Source organism: Curtobacterium subtropicum, from assembly GCF_030362975.1.
Taxonomy (GTDB): Bacteria; Actinomycetota; Actinomycetes; order Actinomycetales; family Microbacteriaceae; genus Curtobacterium; species Curtobacterium subtropicum.
The window spans coordinates 143,254-162,676 of the sequence record NZ_JAUCMM010000004.1; the positions used below are offsets into that span (position 1 = coordinate 143,254).

A 19,423-nucleotide genomic window follows, 5' to 3' on the forward strand; every position below is an offset into this window, starting at 1 on the left:
CCCGGCGCCGCGGGTGTCGAGGCCGCTCGTCCTCACTGTGCCGGACGGACGATCCCGTTGTCCGGGGCCGAGACGTCGAACTCGACCTTGGTGCCCGGGTCCCGCGAGGCGTGGTCCGCCACGAGCGCCGCGAGGAGCGATGCCTTCGCGTCCGAGTCGTCGGGGCTCCCCCACACGACCGACGAGCCGTCGTCCAGGGTGAGCGTCACGTCGTCCGCGGTCGTCGCCCGGACGTCGGTGACCTGCCGACGGACCGTGGAGGGCAGCGACAGCACCACCTCGGTCATCGTCCGGAACACCGGCGAACCGAGCTCGGCCCGCTGCACGTCGGCGACCGGCACCCCCTCGGGACGGTCCGGCGAGGACTGCACCACGATGCCGGCCGGGTCCACCAGGTCGTACGAGTCGCCCGACTGCACGGCGACGACGGGCGTCCGTTCGGTGACGGTCACCACGAGGGTGTGCGGCGGCACCTCCTCGGTCACGTAGCTCTCGATGAGCGGGAACCCGGCGATGTCGCGCTTGACCTCGCCGAAGTCGATGCGCGCGAGCGGCGTGCCCACCTGGTCGGAGAGCGCCTGGCGCAGCGCGGTCGCGTCGACCCGTTCGGTCCCGCGGACCTCGATGGTGCGCAGGGCCATCAGCGGTGAGTAGACGGCGACCAGGATGGATGCCCCGAACACGACCACCACGGCACCCGCGGTGATCCACGCGGCGCGACGGTGTCGTGCACGACGGGTGAACCGTCGGACCTCGGCGCGTTCGAGCAGCCGACGGCGGCGCTTCGCGACGCGGGCCTCGCGGGCGGTCTCGGCGGCTCGGACACCGGCGCCGATCGGGGTGCTGTGCGCGTCCTCGGCGGACGGCCGGGAAGCACGGTGTGCGTCGATCACGTCGGTCACCGTGGCCACGCCGCTCGTGTCGTCCGCACCGGTCGCGTCGCCCGCCGAGGCACCGCCCGTCGTCGGGTCGGCCGCGGTCGCGCCCGCTCCGGAGGGTCGCGCGCTGCCCCCGCTGCCCGCGTGGTCCTCGTCCGGGGTGTACTCGCGCAGGCGCTCGGCGACGCTCGACCAGCCGGCGCCGAGGCGCCGCCCGGCGGCGCCGGCGAGGGTGCTCGCACGCTCGCGCTGGCTCGACGCCTGCGTCGGCGCCGCTCCCGGTGTCCGGACCGCGGAGCGCGTCTCGGGACCCGGTGCGGCGGTGGGGGCGACCGACCCGTCTGCCGGTGACGACGACACGGACGCGGGGCGGGCCTCCCGGCCGTCGTCCGCTGATCCGTGCCCCGCTGATCCGTGCGCTGCCGGCCCGTGACGGTCGGCTCCGTGCCCCGCGCGCCACGAGGTCAGCCGACCGCGACGCTGCCGCGGTGCGCGGGCGTCGTCGGCCGGGGCGTCCGGTTCCTCCGGACGCCCGTCGAAGCCCTCCGGTCGCTTCACCGCGCGCGGTCCCCGTCGCCGTCCTGGCGGAGCGCACCGAGGACCTGCGGGATGATCCGGTACACGTCGCCGCAGCTCAGCGTCATGACGATGTCGCCGTCGCGGGCCACCTCGGCCGCACGGGCAGCGGCGTCGTCCCAGTCGGGCAGGAACTCGACCTTGGACTGGTCCGTGAAGCGCTCCTGGACGAGGGCGCCGGTGACGCCGGGCTCCGGGTCCTCGCGGGCGCCGAAGACGTCGAGCACGACCGTGTGGTCGGCGAGCTCCTCGTACACGCGGGCGAAGTCGCCGGCCATGAGCCGGGTGCGCGAGTAGAGGTGCGGCTGGTGGATCGCGATGATGCGGCCGTCGCCGACGACGTTCCGTGCTGAGCGCAGCGCGGCCGCCACCTCGGTGGGGTGGTGTGCGTAGTCGTCGTACACCGAGACCCCGCGCTCGACGCCGTGCAGCTCGAAGCGACGCTCGGTACCGCCGAACGCCTCGATGCCGCGGATGGCGTCGGCGGGCTCGACGCCCAGCCCGGTGAGCACCGCGAAGGCGCCGACGGCGTTCACCGCGTTGTGCCGACCGGGCACGCGGAGCGTCATGTGGTGGTGCTGACCGTCGGCGCGGAGGTCGACCTCGACGCTCGCCGCCTCGACGATGCGCTCGACGCGGACGTCGGCGTCGGCGGCCTCGCCGAACGTGACGATCTCCGGAGCGTGCTCGCGGGCACGCACGCCCTCGGTCACGCGCTTCGCGCCGGCGTCGTCGCTCGACACGACGATCCGCTCGCTCGCCTTCCCGGCGAACTCGACGAACGCGTCGATGAAGGCCTGCTCGCTGCCGTAGTGGTCGAGGTGGTCGGCGTCCACGTTCGTGATGAGCGCGACCGCGACGTCGTAGAGCAGGAAGGACCCGTCGGACTCGTCCGCCTCGACGACGAACAGGTCGCTGCCGCCGGGGGCCGAGCTCGTGCCGAGCGACTGGATGACGCCGCCGTTGACGAAGCTCGGGTCGAGGCCGAGTTCCACCAGGGCGGTGACGATCATGCCCGTCGAGGTGGTCTTGCCGTGTGCGCCGGCGACCGCGACCAGGCGGTGGTCGGCGATGAGCGCGGCGAGGGCCTGGGACCGGTGCAGGACCGGGAGCCCGCGGCGCTGCGCCTCGAGGAGCTCGGGGTTGTCCGGCCACAGGGCGCTCGTGACCACGACGGTGTCCGCGTCGCCGACGTTCGCGGCGTCGTGGCCGACGTGCACCTCGGCGCCGAGGTCGCGCATCGTGCCGGTCGTCGCGGTCTCGCGGGAGTCGCTGCCCGTGACGCGGTGCCCGGCGGCCAGGAACATCCGGGCGATGCCGCTCATGCCGGAGCCGCCGATGCCGACGAAGTGGACCGTGCCGAGGTCGTCCGGGATCGGCTGGGTCAGGTCCGGCTTGATGGTCATCGTTCCTCCGTGGTGCTGGTGCTCGTGCGGTCCGCGCCGGGCCCGCTGGTGCGGTCCGGGCGTGCTCCGCTGCTGCGGTCCGGGCGTGCTCCGCTGCTGCGGTCCGGGCGTGCTCCGCTGCTGCGGTCCGGGCGTGCTCCGCTGCTGCGGTCCGGGCGTGCTCCGCTGCTGCGCTCGGCCGCCTCGCGGACGAGGGCCGTCATCCGGTCCGCGCCGTCGCGGTGTCCGACGCTGCCGGCACGGACGGCCATGTCGGCGATCCGGGCCCGGTCGCGCAGGACCGGCAGCAGCTGGAACGTCACCCACTCGTCCGTGAAGGCCGCGTCGTCGACGAGGACCGCTCCCCCGGCACCGACGACGTCCGCCGCGTTGTGCCGCTGCTCGCCGTTGCCGACCGGGTACGGCACGAGCACGCTCGGCAGTCCGACCGCCGTGAGTTCACACACCATGCCGGCACCCGACCGCGACACCACGAAGTCGGACGCGGCGTAAGCCAGGTCCATCCGGTCGCAGTACGGCAGCACGTGGTACCCGTCGAGGTCGCTCGGCCCGATGTCGGACTTGCCGCCGACGACGTGCAGGACCTGCCAGCCCGCGTCGACGATCGCCGTCGCCGAACGGTTCACCGTCGTGTTGATGCTCCGCGCGCCGGACGAGCCGCCCGTGACGAGCAGGACCGGACGCTCCGGGTCGAGGCCGAACTCGGCGAGGCCCTCGGCCCGCGACGCCCGACGGTCGAGCGACTCGATCTCCCTGCGGAGCGGCATCCCGACCAGACGGCCGTGGCGCAGGTGCGTGTTCGAGAAGGTCAGGCCCACGTGACGGGTCAGCAGGGCGGCGAGCCGGTTCGCGAGTCCGGGCTTCGCGTTCTGCTCGTGCACGACGATCGGGGTGCCGGTCCGCTTCGCGGCGATGTACGCGGGAGCCGCCGCGTAGCCGCCGACGCCGAGGACCACCTCGACGTCGTGCTCGCGGATGAAGCGCTCGGTGCGTCGCACCGCCCCGAGGAAGCCGCCGGGGAACCGGAGGGCACGGGCGTCGAGCTTCCGGGGGAAGGGCAGGCGCGGGATCGTCAGCAGCTCGTAGCCGCGCATCGGGACGAGCCGTGCCTCGAGCCCCTCCGCGGTGCCGAGGACGAGCACCCGGGCGTCGGGGTCCTGCTCGGTCAGCCGGTCGGCGACGGCGAGCAGCGGGTTCACGTGACCGGCGGTGCCCCCGCCGGCGAAGAGGTAGGTGCTCACCGGAGCACTCCGTTCTGTCGTGCGGTGCCACCGCTCGGGGCCGCCGGACGGCCCTTGCCCGGCAGCTCACGGGCGAAGGACAGGACGACGCCGATCGCCAGCAGGGTCATGATGAGGGCCGAGCCACCGGCGGAGATGAGGGGCAACGGTACCCCGAGCACCGGCAGCAGACCCAGCACGACCGCGATGTTCACGAGCGCCTGGCCGATGATCCACGCCATGATCGCACCGGTGACGGTGCGCACGAACGGGTCGTCCGACTGCCGGATCACCTTGATCATGCTGACGGCGAGCACGATGAACAGGGCCAGCACCACGACGGCGCCGATGAGCCCCAGTTCCTCGCCGATGATCGCGAAGATGTAGTCGTTGTCGGCCTCGGGCAGCCACGACCACTTCGCCTTCGAGTTGCCGAGGCCGACGCCGAACACCCCGCCGGAGGCCAGCGCCCACATGCCGTGCACGGGCTGCCAGCACAGGTCCTGGTACTGGTTCGAGTCGGTGCAGCCGGAGAGCCACGCGTTGATGCGGTACTGCCGCGACGCCGACGCCATCGTGACGAACGGCAGCACGACCGCCACCGCCCCGAGGATGACGAGCAGGTGCTTGGCCCGCGCGCCCCCGATGAAGAGCGCGCCGAGCAGCAGGATCAGCATGATCATCGCGGTGCCCTGGTCACCGCCGAGGAGCACCATGCCGAGGGGCAGCACCGTCGCGATGCCGACCGGGACGAACAGTTCCTTCCAGTCCCGCAGTCGGTCGCGCTTCACGTAGATGATCGCGCCGACGGCCAGGGCGATGCCGAGCTTGACGGCCTCGGACGGCTGGGCGCTGAACGAGCCGAGCTTGATCCAGTTCCGGTTTCCCTGGATCTCGATGCCGAGCGGCGTGTAGACCAGCAGCTGCAGGACGAGCGCCGCGGCGAGGATCCGCATGGCCCACTTCCGCCAGAGCCGGGCCGGCACGCGGCTGGCGACGAGCATGAGCGGGACGCCGAGCACCGCGTAGAGCCCCTGCTTGGACGCGGCGCCGAAGAAGTCGTGGGTGGCCGCGTACTGCTCGACGCTGGACGACGACAGGACCATCACCACGCCGAACACGACGAGGAAGAGCGTGACGCCCAGGATCGTGTAGAAGGTGCTCGACTCGGCGACGAAGACGTTCTTCACCGCGACGACGGCACCGCGTGCGCGGCGGGGTGCGCCGTCGTGCGCGGCAGCATCGCGCTCCGCGCCTCCGCTGCCCGTCTGTCCGGCGCTGCCCGTCGTCCGGCCGCCGCTACGGCCGCTCGGGAGATCCGTGGTCGCCATCGGCTGTGCCTCCCAGGTGCTCGTGGACCGCCGCCGCGAACCGGCGCCCCCGGTCGGCGTAGGAGTCGAACTGGTCGAACGACGCGGCAGCCGGGGCGAGGAGGACCGTGTCGCCCGGTCGTGCGACCGATGCGGCATGCCGGACCGCCTCGGGCATGACCTGATCAGTGTCCGTCGCCTCGACCTGCAGGACCGGGACCGCCGGCGCGTGTCGCGCGAATGCCTCGAGCACGGGGGTGCGGTCCGTGCCGATCACGACGACTGCTCGTGCGCCGGGGCCGAAGCGCTCGACGAGGCCGTCGATGTCGACGCCCTTGAACTGGCCGCCGACGACCCAGACGACGGTCTCGAACGACGCGAGGGACGCGGTCGCCGCGTGCGGGTTGGTCGCCTTCGAGTCGTCGACCCAGGCGATGCCGTCCGCCGTCGCGACGTGCTCCGTGCGGTGGTGGTCGGCGCGGAAGCCCTGCACCGCGGAGCGGATGTGCGCCGGTTCGACCGAGGCCGCGCGGGCGAGCGCGGCCGCGGCGAGCACGTTCATCGTCATGTGCGGGCTGGCGAGCCCGGCCTGTTCGAGGTCCGCGAGCGTCGCGAGCTCGAGCGCGCTGTTGCGTCGGTCCTCGGTGAAGGCGCGGTCGCAGAGCACGTCGTCCACGATCCCGACGTCCCCGGGCGCGGGCACCCCGGGCGTGAAGCCCACCGCACGGCAGCCCTCGACGACGTCGGCTCCCTCGACCATCCGACGGGTCGCCTCGTCCGCGGTGTTGTAGACGCAGGCCATCACGGTGCGCTCGTATACCTTGGCCTTCGCGGCGCGGTAGGCCTCGGCGGAGCCGTGCCACTCGAGGTGGTCGTCGGCGATGTTGAGGCAGGCACTCGCGAGCGGCACCACCGCGCCGTCGCCCGTGGTCGGCATGTGGTGCAGCTGGTGGCTGGAGAGCTCGACGACCAGGACGTCGAAGCCCTCCGGGTCGCGGACGACGTCGAGCACCGGCACACCGATGTTCCCGCACGCGACCGCGCGGAGCCCGGCGGCGGCGAACATCGCGGTGGTCAGCTGCGTCGTGGTGGTCTTGCCGTTGGTGCCGGTGATGGTGACCCAGGGGGCGGCGATCGGCCCGCGGACGACCTTGTCACGCACGCGCCAGGCGAGCTCGATGTCGCCCCAGACGGTGCTGTGCTCGACCGACCAGCGGACCGAGGCGTTGTGCGGGGGCAGGCCGGGCGACACGACCACGACGTCCGGGGACTGCTGCTCGAGCGCGGCCGGCACGGTGTCGAGCGGAGTGCGCTCGAACCGCGCACCGATGACGTCGAGCAGCTCCACCGTGTCGGCGGGGCCGTCGGGCGCGTAGACGACGACGTCGCTGCCGAGCTCCACGAGGGTGTCGGCGACCGAGAACCCGGTCGAGCCGAGGCCGAGCACCGCGACGCGCAGGCCCTTCCATCCCTCGGCGTACCAGCTGTCGAGTCCTTCGAGGCGGGCGTCAGCCGACACGGGCGATCCACTCCAGGTAGAAGAGTCCGACACCGGCCGCGACGCAGAGTCCCGCGATGATCCAGAACCGGACGACGACGGTCACCTCGGCCCACCCCTTCAACTCGAAGTGGTGGTGCAGCGGGCTCATCCGGAAGATGCGCTTGCCGTGCGTGATCTTGAAGTAGGCACGCTGCAGGATGACCGAGCCGGTGACGATGAAGAACAGGCCGCCGATCAGGATGAGCAGCAGCTCGGTACGGCTGAGGATGGCGAGGCCGGCCAGCGCGCCGCCGAGACCGAGCGAGCCGGTGTCGCCGAGGAAGATCTGCGCGGGCGACGTGTTGTACCAGAGGAACCCGATCAGCCCACCGCACACCGCGGCGGCGACGACGGCGAGGTCGAGCGGGTCCGACGTGCTGTAGCACGCGCTCCGGGTGCTCTCGTCGAGGCGGACACCACCGCAGATCTGGTTCGACTGCCAGAAGCCGATGATGACGTACGAGCCGATCGCCAGGATGCTCGATCCGGTCGCGAGACCGTCCAGGCCGTCGGCGACGTTCACGCCGTTCGACGTGGAGACGGTCAGCAGCACGATCCACGCGAGGTACAGGATGGTGCCGATCACGGTGCCGAGCACCATGAAGTCGAGCCACGGGACGTCGCGGATCGCGGAGATCATCGTGGATGCCGGGGGCTTGCCGTTGCCGGTCGGCACGACGAGCGCGATGGTGGCGAACACCACGCCGACGATGACCTGGCCGAGGACCTTGGCCCAGCCGCCGAGCCCGAGGCTCCGCTGCCGACGCACCTTGAGGAAGTCGTCGATGAACCCGACGAACCCCAGTCCGACCATCAGGAACAGCACGAGCAGCCCGGACAGTGTGACCGAGTCGCGGCCGACCAGGTGCCCGACGAAGTAGCCGAGCACCGCGCCGATGATCAGGACGATGCCGCCCATGGTCGCCGTCCCGCGCTTGGTGTGGTGCGACTGCGGGCCGTCGTCACGGATGAACTGTCCCCAGCCGAGGCGGTGGAACAGCTTGATGAACAGCGGTGTGAGCAGCAGTGTGAACACCAGCGCCACGGCGCCGGCGACGAGGAGCGCGATCATTCGGTGACACCTCCGAGGCGGTCGCCGAGGAATCGCAGTTCGGCGGACTTCGAGGACTTGACGAGGACGACGTCGCCGGGGCGGACCATCTCCTGCAGGGCGTGGACGGCCGCGTCGACGTCCTCGATGTACACGGACTCGCCGTCCCACGATCCCTCGAGGGTGGCGGCCTGGTGGATCGGCGCGGCGCCGGGTCCGACGACCACGAGCTGCCCGATGTTCAGACGGACGACGAGCCGACCGATGGTGTCGTGCTCCTCCGTCGAGAACTCCCCGAGCTCGGCCATCTCGCCGAGCACGGCGACCGAGCGCTCCCCCGGTCGCACGACCTGCGCCAGGGTGCGGAGCGCCGCGGCCATCGAGTCGGGCGACGCGTTGTACGCGTCGTTGATGACGGTCACGCCCTCCGGTCCGCCCTGGAGGAGCTCCATGCGCCAGCGCTCGGCTCGCGTCATCGACGCGAGCGCCTCGGCGCCGGCGGCGAGCGGGATGCCCCAGAGGTGGGCCACGGTGAGGGCGGCCGACGCGTTCATCGCGTGGTGCTCGCCGAGGATGGCGAGGCGGACGTCGACGGTCTCGGGGAAGCGCGTCGTGCCTCCCGGCTGGTCCGTCGCGTCGGCGAGACCGTCGCCTCCGGGCCGGACGGGCGGGGCGGTGAGCGTGAAGCGCGTGCCGCTGCGGTCCGTCTCGATGCCGGAGATGCGGTAGTCCGCCCCGGCGGACGTGCCGAACCCGACGACGGTCGCGTCGGTGACCGCACGCATGGACGCGACGCGGTCGTCGTCGACGTTGAGCAGGGCCGTCGCGCTGGCCGGCAGGTCGGTGACCATCTCCGACTTCGCACGCTGCGTCGCCTCGATGCCGCCGAACTCGCCGGCGTGCGCGAGTCCGACCTTGAGCACGACGCCGACGTCCGGCTCCGCGATCGAGACGAGCTTGGCGATGTGGCCCGTGCCGCTCGCACCCATCTCCACCACGAGGAACCGGGTGTCGTGGGTGATGCGGAGCATCGACACGGGGGCGCCGACGTGGTTGTTGAACGATCCCTGCGGCGCCACGGTCGCACCGTGCTGCTCGAGGATCGTCCGGAGCATGTTCTTGGTGCTCGTCTTGCCGTTCGAGCCGGTGATGCCGACGACGCGGAGCTGCGCCGGACGACCCTGGTCGTCCACGCGGTCGGCACTCGAGGCGCGGACGCGGGCGACGACCTCGTGCGCGAGCGCGGCGAGGGCGGCGTACCCGTCGGACACGACGACCTGTGCGGTGGCGGACCCGTCCGGCAGCGCGACGGCGCGCTCGGTCACGACCAGGGCCGCACCGGCCTCTGCCGCGTCCGGCACGAAGCGGTGGCCGTCGGTCTCCTCGCCGAGCAGGGCGAAGAACACGCTGCCGGCGCCGACCAGGCGCGAGTCGGTCTCGACGCTGCCGTCGACGACCTGCTCCGGCGCACCGCTGACGAGCTCGCCGCCGATCGCGGCGGCGATCTCGGCGAGGGTCAGGGCGATCATCGGATCTCCTCCGCCGGGCCGGAGTTCGGCTCCCAGCCGGCCTCGCGGAGGGCCTGGCGGGCCTCGTCACGTGCCGAGTAGGGCGTCCGGACCCCCTCGATGTCGCGGTAGTCCTGGTGGCCAGGGCCGGCCCAGAGGATCGAGTCGCCCTCGCCGAGCAGGTTCACGGCCTTGCGGATCGCGGCCTCGGGCGGGCTGACCTCGTACGTCTCGTGGTCCGGGTAGGCCGCACGCGCGGCGTCGACCAGGGTCTTCCGGATCGACGCGGCGTCCTCGAAGCGCGGGTGGTGGTCGGTGACGACGAGGATGTCGCTGCCCGCCGCGGCGACGCGTGCCATGTCGCCGCGCTTGGTCTTGTCACGGTCACCGTCGGCGCCGAAGAGCATGAGGACCTTGCCGGGCGTGAACTGCCGGACCGCAGCGAGCGTGTTCTCGAACGCGTCGGCGCTGTGGCCGAAGTCGACGTAGACGCTGGGGCCCGAGTCGCCGGACACCCGCTCGGTGCGTCCGGGCAGGTAGCACTCGATCGCGCTGACCGGGTGCTCGTCCGTCTCGTCCGCGTAGCGGCGGTGGTTCGACCCGAGGGCGTGCGCGATGGCGCCGAGCTCGAAACCGCCCTCGACCAGCATCACGATCGCCAAGGCCGCGTTGGCCGCCATGTGCCAGCCGATCAGCGGGACGCGCGTCGTCAGCTCGCGGCCCTCCGGACCGGTCAGCCGGAACTCGGTGTAGGCCGCGTGCGCCTCGACGATGTCGACGTGCCACTCGGCCTCGACCTCGGGGTGCACCGTGATCGTCGTGACCGGGATGCGGGAGTCCTGCACCACGCGGTGGCCCCAGTCGGTGTCCAGCGAGACGACGCCACGACGGGCGTGCTCGGGCTGGAAGAGCGGGAGCTTCGCCTGGTAGTACTCCTCCATGTCGGCGTAGTCGTCGAGGTGGTCGTGCGACAGGTTCGTGAACCCGGCGACGTCGAACACGATGCCGTCCACGCGGTGCCGGCTCAGGGCCTGGGCGCTGACCTCGACGGCGACCGCGCGGACCTCGGACTCGCGCATGCGGGCCAGGAGCGCGTGCATCTCGCTGGCCTCGGGCGTGGTCAGGCGGCTCGTCACGCTGAGCGAGCCGATGTGGCGCTCGGCGGTCGAGCTGAGGCCGGTGACCAGGCCGAGCTGCTTGAGGATGCCCTCGAGGATGTACGACGTGCTGGTCTTGCCGTTCGTGCCCGTCGTCGCGAAGAGCTGCGGCAGGTCGGTCGCCTCGTCCGGGTGGGTGCGGTAGACCCACGCCGAGACGTCGCCGAGTGCGGCGCGCGGGTCCTCGACCACGAGCACCGGCAGGCCGGACGGCTCCGCGAGGGCGACACCGTCGGCGTCGGTCAGCACCGCGACGGCACCGCGCTCGGCGGCCTCGGTCGCGAACTGGGCGCCGTGGCGGTTCGCGCCGTGCACGCCGACGAAGAGGTCACCCGGCTGCACCTCGGCAGCGCTCAGCGTGACGCCGGTCGTCTCGACGGCGTCGACGGAGCCGACCACGCGCATGCCGAACGCGTTCGCGAGCTCGGCCACGCTCCTCGGGGTCGGGTGTTCGGGTCGGAGGACCGGGGGGATCCGTGCGGACAAGTGCTCCTTCTTCCTCACCACGTGGACGGGTACAGCTGCGCCTCGGCCGTGGAGGGGGCTACTCGGTACTTCTCGAGCACCTGGGACATGAGTGTGCGGAACGCCGGAGCCGCTCCGCTGGACCACTTGTTGGTCTGCGGCTTCGTGAACGTCACCGTGACAACATACTGGGGGTCCTCGGCGGGTGCCATTCCGGCCACCGAGGTGATGCGCTGACCGCCGTAGCCCTTGCTGCCCTCGGCGACCTCGGCGGTACCGGTCTTCGCCGCGATGTTGTAGCCGGAGATCGGCTTCATGCCGACCAGGGTGCCGCCGGTGACCACGCTCTGCAGCATCTTCACGGTCTGGTCGGCCGCCGCGGCGGACACGACGCGCGTACCCTGCACGTCGGGCGCGTCGATCGTCTTCCCGTCGGCCGTCTTGCAACCCTTCACCATGTGGAGCGGGATCCGGACACCCTGGTTCGCCAGGGTCTGGAACACGCTGGCGACCTGGATCGCGGTCGTCGAGATGCCCTGGCCGAACATCGAGTTGATGTTGGTCTGCTGGTCCCAGTTCGGGCTCGCGCCGTACTGCATGCCCGGCTGGCCGGGGTACTGGATCGCCGACTCGGGCTCGAACAGGCCGAACTTCTTCATGTAGTCGTACCGCTGCTGGGTCGACAGCCGCTCACCGAGCTCCGTGATGCCGACGTTCGACGAGTTCTGCAGGATGCCGGTGAGCGTCAGGTTCTCGGTCGGGTGGAGCTCGGAGTCCTGGATCTTGCCGCCCCACGGGAAGGTCCGCGAGTACGGCACGACCGCACGGTCGGTCGGGCTCGACTTGCCCTGGTCGATGAGCGCAGCGGCGATCGCGGCCTTGATGGTCGAGCCGGGCTCGTAGGTCGAGGTCAGCGCTCGGGAGCCGTACGCGCCCTTGTCCGTGGTCGCGTCGACGTCGTTCGGGTCGACGGTCGGCCAGTCCGCGACGGCGAGGAGCTCACCGGTCTTGACGTCGACGACCGTCGCGGTCGCCGACTCCGCCTGCAGCGACTGGGCTGCCGAGGCGATGGTCTGCTGCGCCATGTACTGCAGGTCGCTGTCGATGGTCGTCTCGAGCGTGCCGCCGTCCTTGGCCTGCTCCGTCGTCCGGGTGCTGCCCGGGAGCTGCACACCGTCCTCACCGCGCTCGTACGTCTCCGAGCCGTTCTTGCCCGCCAGGCACTGGTTGTAGGAGTACTCGAGGCCGGCCTGGGCCCCGTCCGTGCCCATGAACCCGGTCAGCGCACCGCCGGTCGCCCCCATCGGGTAGACGCGCGCCGACTGCTGCTCCTTGTAGACCCAGGGGATGCCGAGGGCGACGACGGCCTCGTAGTGCTTCACGTCGAGGCCCTTGACCAGGTAGGCGAAGTCGGACTTCGGATCGGCCTGGATCGCCTTCCGCATCGCCTGCGCGTCGCCGCCGGACGCCTTGGCCAGGGCCTGCAGGGCGTCGTCGACCGAGACCTCCTTCGTGCGTTCGCCGCCGAGCTTGCCGTCGAAGCCGGCGACCAGCCGCGGCGAGGTGACGATGTTGTAGCGGTTCACGCTCTCGGCGAGCTCGGTGCCGTTGCGGTCCACGATCGCACCGCGGTTGCCGTAGATGGTGACCGGGATGCTGCGCTTCGCCTTCGAGGCCTCGTTCAGGGACGCTGCCTGGACCACCTGGATGTCGACCAGGCGGATCACGAAGACCGCGACGAGAGCGATCACGGCGATGATCACCACGCTGTAGCGCAGTCGAGGGTTGCGGATCGTCTTCGTCACGCGGTGCGGTCCTTCCCGGGTGGTGCGGCAGTCCGATCCCGCCCGCAGGTCACCGGGTGGTGGGTGCCTGGAGCGGGTTCGCGTCGGACTCTACGTCGGTGGTCGAGCCCGTCCGGCCCGACTCGCTGGCGCCTGCGCTCTTCTCAGCGTCGGTGGCCGACGAGCCACCGGTGGCGGTGCTCGTGCTGCCCGCGGTGCCGGACGCGCCGTCGGCCGTCACGCCGCCCTCGGTCGTGCTCGTGCTGCCTGCGGCCGCGGTCCCGCCGCTGTCGACCGGGCCGGCCTTGCCGGTGCTCGGGCCCGCCGTGCCGGCGCTCGCTGCCGGGCCCGCAGCGAGCGGGACCGGGTCGAGCAGCGCATTGGGGACCTGGTTGTCGCCGCTCGCGGTCGCCTCGTCCGGGGCCGCCGGGGTCGGCGTGCCGTAGACGTGGCCGGTCTTCGGGTCGAGGTACACCGGCGTCGAGTTCGCGATCATCCCGAGCGCCTTGGCGTTGCGTGCCAGGTTCTGCGGCGAGTCGAGCACGCGGAGCTCCTCGGACAGCGACTGCTGCGTGCGGGAGAGCTTCGTCTGCTCGGCCCCGAGGGAGTCCAGCGTGTAGGCCCCCTGGCTGAGCACCATGCTGATGCCGAGCTGCGCGAGGAGGAGCACGCCGAGCGCGACGACCCCGACCACCGCGTAGGCGACCTTCGGCCGTGCCCGACGCTGCGCCTTCGACGGGGCGACCTCGACGAGCTCGGGGCGCGCCCGGCGGGGCGACTGCGGGGCACGCGACGGTGCGTCGACGGGGTCGACGAGTGCGAGGTTCGTGCTCATGTCACTTCCGGATCCGCTCGGCCGCGCGCAGGCGCACGGGGATGGCTCGGGGGTTGGCGGCGCGTTCGGCCTCGTCGGCCAGTTCCGCGCCCTTGACGACGAGGGAGTAGGTGGGAGCGTGCTCCGGCAGTTCGACCGGCAGGCCGGCCGGGGCGCTCGAGGTGGTGCGCTCGACGAGGGCCCGCTTCACGAGGCGGTCCTCGAGCGACTGGTACGACTCGACGACGATGCGACCGCCGACGGCGATCGTGTCGAGCGCGGCCGGGATCGCCCGCTCGAGGACGGCGAGTTCGGCGTTCACCTCGATGCGGAGCGCCTGGAAGACGCGCTTCGCCGGGTGTCCCTGCCGCTGCACGGCGACGGGGGTGGCGTCGTGCAGGACCTGCACCAGGTCTCCGGACATCGTGAAGGGGCGCTCGGCGCGGCGCTCGACGACGGCGCGGGCGTAGCGCCCGGCGAGCTTCTCCTCGCCGTACCGCTGGAAGATCCGGCGCAGCTCGCCCTCGTCGTAGGTCGCGAGGACGTCCGCGGCGGTCTGCCCCTCGGTCCGGTCCATCCGCATGTCGAGCGGGGCGTCCTGGCTGTAGGCGAAGCCGCGCTCCGCACGGTCGAGCTGCAGGGAGCTGACCCCGAGGTCGAACAGCACGCCGTCGACCGCGTCGAACCCCTCGCCCTCGACCGCCCCGGCGATCCCGTCGTACACGGTGTGGACGAGCCGCACGCGGTCGCCGAAGCGCGCGAGCCGCTCCCCCGCGATGCCGAGGGCGTCGGTGTCGCGGTCGAGCCCGATGAGCGTGAGCCCCGCGAAGCGCTCGAGCAGCGCCTCGGAGTGCCCGCCCATGCCGAGGGTGGCGTCGACGACGACCTTGTCCGGTCCGTCGAGGGCGGGTTCGAACAGGTCGACGATGCGCTGGAGCATCACCGGCGTGTGCGGGAACTTCGGCTGGTCTTCGGCCATGTGCAGCCCCTCGGACCCCTGTGCCACGCATCCGGATCCCCATCCATGCGACCTGACACCGGGGAAGGTGTGTCAGGGCACCACGGCTGGGAGTCCCGATCCGCGGATCAGAAGATCCCCGGGATCACCTCCTCGTCGTTGTCGGCGAAGCCCTCTTCGACCTCGGCGTAGTAGGCCTCCCACGCGGGGGTCGACCAGATCTCGGCACGGTCACCGCTGCCGATGACCGTGAGGTCCCGCTCGAGCCCCGCGTACTCACGGAGGTTCTGCGGGATCGTCACGCGGTTCTGCTTGTCCGGGGTCTCCGCGCTCGCTCCGGAGAGGAACAGGCGCATGTAGTCCCGGGTGCGCTTCGAGGTCATCGGAGCCGTCCGGATGCGTTCGTGCAGTTGCTCGAACGTCTCCGCACTGAAGACCACGACGCAGCGCTCCTGCCCACGGGTCATCACGAGTCCCCCGGACAGTTCGTCCCGGAACTTGGCGGGGAGGATCACGCGACCCTTCTCGTCGAGCTTCGGGGCATGGGTACCGAGCAGCACGTCGGGGCCTCCCCTCCGCTCCACCGGACCGTCGTGACCCCCACTTTACTCCACTTCGCTCCCCGCGGAACGGTCAGCGCTCCCGATTTCCCCCGGATCCCCCGGACTGGGGCATCCCGCGGGCGCCAGGAGCGCGCTGACGTCCGAGCCGATCCGCGGAACGACGGGCCTGTGGAGCACCGTGGAGGCAGTGGAGGGAAGTGGAGGACTTTCGCAGCCTCGGGGGCGACCGAGGGCGCGCCGGACGGGAGGCACGGCGCGCGCCCGCCCCGTGCCTCCCGTCCGCCACCGCTCGCGCCGGCGCACGCGTTGCCTGTTCCTTCCCATCACGCCCGGCATGGAATGCCGATCCGCGCGAAGGAAGCACGAAGGAACACCCTCCTACGCGCGAATCCGCCTCCTACGCGCGAATCCGCCTCCTACGCGCGAATCACGCCCGCTGCGCTGCGCGTCGCCGAGACGCGTGAACACACCCCGGACACGACGACGGGGCCGGTCCCGAAGGACCGGCCCCGTGGAGGCGTGTGGAGGGACGACCGAGTGGCTACTGCTGCCCGGGGTCGTTGCGCTTGTCCCAGCGCTCGTTCATGCGGTCCATGAACGACCCACCGGAGGACGAGCGGGGCGAACGGCCGGTCGAGGCCTTGCCGGCCTTGGGCGCCTTCGCCCCCGACTTCGGCATGCGCATGCCCGGACGCAGCGCGTAGAGCACGCCGGCGAGCATCACGACGAAGCCCGGCAGTCCGAGCCACGGCTGCTTGACGACGAGCGCGACGATCACGATCGCGATCCCCGCGAGTGCAGCCAGGACACCGAGCGTGATCGACGTGTAACTCGCACGACCCTGGCGGCGCGTGACCCGCGCCACGAAGTCGGAGTCGTTCTGGTAGAGACTCCGCTCCATCTCCTCGAGGAGTCGCTGCTCTTGCTCCGAGAGTGGCATCTCGTTTCCCTCTTGTTCCTGGGGATGCTGTCTGGGTGACCGCTGGTGTGCCGCGTTGCCGCCGGGTTGTGGCATCGCTGAAGTGGACCGATCCTACGTCTCAGCCGCTCCACTAGGCTAGGAGTCGTGGCTGAGAGTACGCGATTAGTGGACCTCGTTTCGGCACGGGTCGGCCGGGCACTCGACGAGCAGCGTGACCGGCTCCTCGCGATCAGCCCCGACCTCGCGCCGTTCGACCGGTACGCCCGGGACCTGCTGTCCGGCGGCAAGCGCTTCCGGGCGCTGTTCTGCTACTGGGGATGGCAGTCCGTCGCGGGCCGTTCCGGCTCGTTCGACCCCCTGGCCGAGGGCTCCCGCCAGACCACGGCCGAGGCGATCGTCACGGTGGCCGCGGCGCTCGAGATCTTCCATGCAGCGGCGCTCGTGCACGACGACATCATGGACCGCTCGGACACCCGCCGCGGACGCCCTGCAGCGCACCGACGCTTCGAGTCCCTGCACGAGGAGTCCGGCTGGGTCGGCGACCGCGGCCTGTACGGCACGAACTCCGCGCTGCTGCTCGGCGACGTGCTGCTCTCGCTGAGCGACGCGGTCTTCGACGAGGGACTCGCACTGCTCGACCCCGCGCGGGCGCGCATCGTCCGCCAGGAGTTCCACACGATGCGGCTCGACGTGACCGCGGGGCAGTACCTCGACGTGCACGAGGAGACCGCCTGGCCGTCGATCGACGAGTCCGAGCACCTGGTGCGTGCACAGCGCGTCATCGTCTTCAAGTCGGCGAAGTACTCGATCGAGGCCCCGCTCGTCATCGGCGCCCTGGTCGCCGGCGCGTCGGAGGCGCAGCTCGAGGGCCTGCGGTCCTTCGGCCTGCCGCTCGGTGTCGCCTACCAGCTGCGCGACGACGTGCTCGGCGTCTTCGGCGACCCGGAGGTGACCGGCAAGCCGGCCGGGGACGACCTCCGCGAGGGCAAGCGCACCGTCCTCATCGCTTCCGCCCGCAAGTCACTGCCGGCCGGGCCCCGCCAGCTGCTCGACGAACTCCTCGGCGACCCGGACCTCACCGAGGAGCAGGTGCAGATGCTCCGTGCCACCCTCACCGAGTCCGGTGCGGTCGCCGCGGTGGAGCGCTCGATCGACCGGCACGTGCAGCGCGCCAAGGCAGCGCTCGAGGCCACGCCGCTCAGCCCGTCGGCGCGCGGCCAACTGCTGTCGCTGGCCGACACGGTCAGCCGCCGCGTCGCGTAGCCGCGGGGCACACCGGACGGGAGGCCCGTGGCGACACCGCCACGGGCCTCCCGTCCGTCGACCGGAGCGTCGGTCGCGCGACCAGCGTCGCGCGGATCGGCCGCCGCGCGGTGTCGCCGGAGCAGGGAGTCCCTAGAGCAGGGACTGCGCCACGCGGCGCACCTCGGCCTTGCGGCCCGCGCGCAGTGCGGCGATCGGCGAGGTGCCGAGTGCCGGCTCCTCGGAGAGCATCCAGCGGACGGCCTCGTCGTCGGAGAACCCGTTGTCCCCGAGGACGATCAGCGTGCCGCGCAGCTCCGGCAGCGGCTCGGCGCCGTCGAGGAACTCGCTCGGCACCCGCAGCACGCCGTCCACGCGGGCCGGCAGGAGCGTCCTCTGCTCGAACAGGCGGTGGATGCGACCGGGGGTCACCCCGAGCAGGTCCACCAGGTCGGGCACCGTCAGCCAGCGCTCGGAGAGGGTCGTGTCGTCGGTGGGTCCATCACTCACGCGCCCCATGTTGCCAGAGCGGCGGTCGGTACCGATGCCGCCCGGTCGGTCACACGAGTCACACACGCAACACGCGACTCTCTGGTTGACTTGGGAATCACGCCATGCCAGCGTGGAGCCACCTGTGAGTGCTCGCTCGCGCGCACGGCTCACCCAGGACAGGAGACAACCCGTGGACAACGCTGCAGACGACGCCGCTCGGCGCGCTCGATCCGCCCGGTTCGCCACCATGCCGATCGTCCTCGCCGGCACGATCGCCGTCACCGCAGGCCTCACCGGCCCGGTGGCGCACGCCGAACCCCGGCACGACGACGACGCTGCGAAGAAGCGGCACGTCGACGAGGACCGCAACGTCGGCGACCGCCCCGTGTTCAGCACGGCCGTCGCCCGCCCCTCGACCACCACCGTCACCACGGTGGCCAGCGTGTCGAAGGCCCCGACCACCTACACGGTGCGCCAGGGCGACACCATCTCCGGTATCGCGGCGCGGTTCGGGCTCTCCGCACAGGAGGTCCTGGTCCGCAACGGGCTCGGCTGGAACACGATCATCCACCCCGGGCAGGCCCTCCACCTGGCGTCCGCGCCCGCTGCCCCCGCCGCGGCCCCCGCGTCGTCCGGCACGAGCGGCAGCTACCACGTGAAGTCCGGCGACACCGTGTCGAGCATCGCGGCCCGCAACGGCGTCTCGACGTCGGCGGTCCTCGCGGCCAACAACCTCTCGCAGCGCGCGCTGATCTACCCCGGTCAGACGCTGACGATCCCGCGTGCCGGCACGACGTCCGCCGCGGCCGCACCGGCCACGTCCTCACCGGCCGCTCCGGCACCGGCCCCCGCTGCTGCCACCAGCGTGAAGATCGCCACCGGCGACACCATCGGCGCCATCGCCGCGAAGCACGGGGTGTCGGTGCAGGCCCTCCTCGCCGCGAACGGCCTCAGCTACACGAGCACGATCTACGCCGGGAAGACCCTGGTGCTGCCGGCCGCGACCTCGAAGCCGACGACGACCCCGACCGGCGGCGCCGTGACGACCGCGGTCGGCAGTGTCAACGGGGTCGAACTGACCGGCGAGCAGCGGCGCAACGCGGCGACCATCGTCAGCGTCGGGCGCACCCTCGGCGTCCCCGACCGCGGCATCGTCATCGCCCTGGCGGCCGCGCTCCAGGAGTCGAGCCTGCGCAACCTGTCGCACGGCGACCGCGACTCCGTCGGCCTGTTCCAGCAGCGACCGAGCCAGGGCTGGGGCACGAAGGCCGCGCTGCAGGACCCGGCCACCGCCGCCGAGCTGTTCTACGTCGGCAACCCCGGCAAGACCCGCGGGCTGCTCGGCGTGGGCGGCTGGTCGTCGATGGCCCTGACCGACGCCGCCCAGGCCGTCCAGGTCTCCGCGTACCCGAACGAGTACGCGAAGTGGGAGCAGACGGCGCGCGCGCTGCTGGCCTCGCTCTGACGCGCAGACGTGGTCGGCCGGTCAGCCGACTCATCCTCGAGATCGAGATTGGGTCACGGTCGGTGCGTCAGG

Annotated in this window: 16 protein-coding genes; 2 read left to right on the plus strand and 14 right to left on the minus strand. The window is 71.9% G+C overall.

The annotated features are described in order from the left end of the window. Window positions 1–32: 32 nt before the first annotated feature. From QUG98_RS08115 to QUG98_RS08175, 13 genes are all read right to left on the minus strand, one after another. Window positions 33–1,436, minus strand: coding sequence for a cell division protein FtsQ/DivIB (locus QUG98_RS08115; RefSeq protein ID WP_289470045.1), 1,404 nt, complete (start codon window positions 1,434–1,436; stop codon window positions 33–35). Continuing rightward, on the minus strand, window positions 1,433–2,860 hold the full coding sequence (murC, locus tag QUG98_RS08120; RefSeq protein WP_289470046.1) for a UDP-N-acetylmuramate--L-alanine ligase: 1,428 nt from the start codon (window positions 2,858–2,860) through the stop codon (window positions 1,433–1,435). The genes QUG98_RS08115 and murC overlap by 4 nt, the downstream gene beginning before the upstream one ends. Then, the gene (locus QUG98_RS08125) at window positions 2,857–4,101 is read right to left on the minus strand and encodes a UDP-N-acetylglucosamine--N-acetylmuramyl-(pentapeptide) pyrophosphoryl-undecaprenol N-acetylglucosamine transferase (RefSeq protein WP_289470047.1); all 1,245 of its coding nucleotides are present in this window, start codon (window positions 4,099–4,101) and stop codon (window positions 2,857–2,859) included. The genes murC and QUG98_RS08125 overlap by 4 nt, the downstream gene beginning before the upstream one ends. Beyond that, window positions 4,098–5,411: a putative lipid II flippase FtsW gene (ftsW, locus tag QUG98_RS08130; protein ID WP_289470048.1), complete on the minus strand. Its 1,314-nt coding sequence runs from the start codon at window positions 5,409–5,411 to the stop codon at window positions 4,098–4,100. Before ftsW ends, QUG98_RS08125 begins: the two co-directional genes overlap by 4 nt. Next, window positions 5,380–6,909 carry a UDP-N-acetylmuramoyl-L-alanine--D-glutamate ligase gene (murD, locus tag QUG98_RS08135; protein ID WP_289470049.1) on the minus strand — a complete coding sequence of 510 codons (1,530 nt, stop codon included), beginning with the start codon at window positions 6,907–6,909 and terminating at the stop codon, window positions 5,380–5,382. Before murD ends, ftsW begins: the two co-directional genes overlap by 32 nt. Further along, on the minus strand, window positions 6,899–8,002 hold the full coding sequence (gene mraY, locus QUG98_RS08140) for a phospho-N-acetylmuramoyl-pentapeptide-transferase (protein ID WP_289470050.1): 1,104 nt from the start codon (window positions 8,000–8,002) through the stop codon (window positions 6,899–6,901). Before mraY ends, murD begins: the two co-directional genes overlap by 11 nt. Further along, window positions 7,999–9,510: a UDP-N-acetylmuramoyl-tripeptide--D-alanyl-D-alanine ligase gene (locus QUG98_RS08145; protein WP_289470051.1), complete on the minus strand. Its 1,512-nt coding sequence runs from the start codon at window positions 9,508–9,510 to the stop codon at window positions 7,999–8,001. The genes mraY and QUG98_RS08145 overlap by 4 nt, the downstream gene beginning before the upstream one ends. Beyond that, window positions 9,507–11,132: a Mur ligase family protein gene (locus tag QUG98_RS08150; RefSeq protein WP_289470052.1), complete on the minus strand. Its 1,626-nt coding sequence runs from the start codon at window positions 11,130–11,132 to the stop codon at window positions 9,507–9,509. Before QUG98_RS08150 ends, QUG98_RS08145 begins: the two co-directional genes overlap by 4 nt. A 14-nt stretch (window positions 11,133–11,146) precedes the next feature. Then, window positions 11,147–12,916, minus strand: a complete 1,770-nt coding sequence (locus QUG98_RS08155; protein ID WP_289470053.1) for a peptidoglycan D,D-transpeptidase FtsI family protein — start codon at window positions 12,914–12,916, stop codon at window positions 11,147–11,149. Between the two features lie 49 nt (window positions 12,917–12,965). Then, window positions 12,966–13,730, minus strand: coding sequence for a cell division protein FtsL (gene ftsL / locus QUG98_RS08160; RefSeq protein WP_289470054.1), 765 nt, complete (start codon window positions 13,728–13,730; stop codon window positions 12,966–12,968). Window position 13,731: 1 nt separating this feature from the next. Then, a complete protein-coding gene (gene rsmH / locus QUG98_RS08165; protein ID WP_289470055.1) occupies window positions 13,732–14,688 on the minus strand; it encodes a 16S rRNA (cytosine(1402)-N(4))-methyltransferase RsmH in 957 nt (318 codons plus the stop codon). Window positions 14,689–14,795: 107 nt separating this feature from the next. After that, window positions 14,796–15,227 carry a division/cell wall cluster transcriptional repressor MraZ gene (gene mraZ, locus QUG98_RS08170; RefSeq protein WP_111225789.1) on the minus strand — a complete coding sequence of 144 codons (432 nt, stop codon included), beginning with the start codon at window positions 15,225–15,227 and terminating at the stop codon, window positions 14,796–14,798. 544 nt (window positions 15,228–15,771) lie between these two features. Further along, window positions 15,772–16,170, minus strand: a complete 399-nt coding sequence (locus QUG98_RS08175; protein WP_289470056.1) for an SCO2097 family morphological protein — start codon at window positions 16,168–16,170, stop codon at window positions 15,772–15,774. Between the two features lie 147 nt (window positions 16,171–16,317). On the opposite strand from QUG98_RS08175, the gene QUG98_RS08180 reads away from it, so the two are divergent. After that, window positions 16,318–17,415: a polyprenyl synthetase family protein gene (locus QUG98_RS08180; RefSeq protein WP_289470057.1), complete on the plus strand. Its 1,098-nt coding sequence runs from the start codon at window positions 16,318–16,320 to the stop codon at window positions 17,413–17,415. A 132-nt stretch (window positions 17,416–17,547) separates the two neighbouring features. Here the strand turns inward: QUG98_RS08180 and QUG98_RS08185 are convergent, their stop codons facing one another. Beyond that, complete coding sequence (locus QUG98_RS08185) at window positions 17,548–17,913, minus strand: Rv2175c family DNA-binding protein (protein WP_434533423.1); 366 nt, start codon at window positions 17,911–17,913, stop codon at window positions 17,548–17,550. A 163-nt stretch (window positions 17,914–18,076) separates the two neighbouring features. On the opposite strand from QUG98_RS08185, the gene QUG98_RS08190 reads away from it, so the two are divergent. Beyond that, window positions 18,077–19,351: a LysM peptidoglycan-binding domain-containing protein gene (locus QUG98_RS08190; protein ID WP_289470059.1), complete on the plus strand. Its 1,275-nt coding sequence runs from the start codon at window positions 18,077–18,079 to the stop codon at window positions 19,349–19,351. Window positions 19,352–19,423 lie beyond the last annotated feature (72 nt).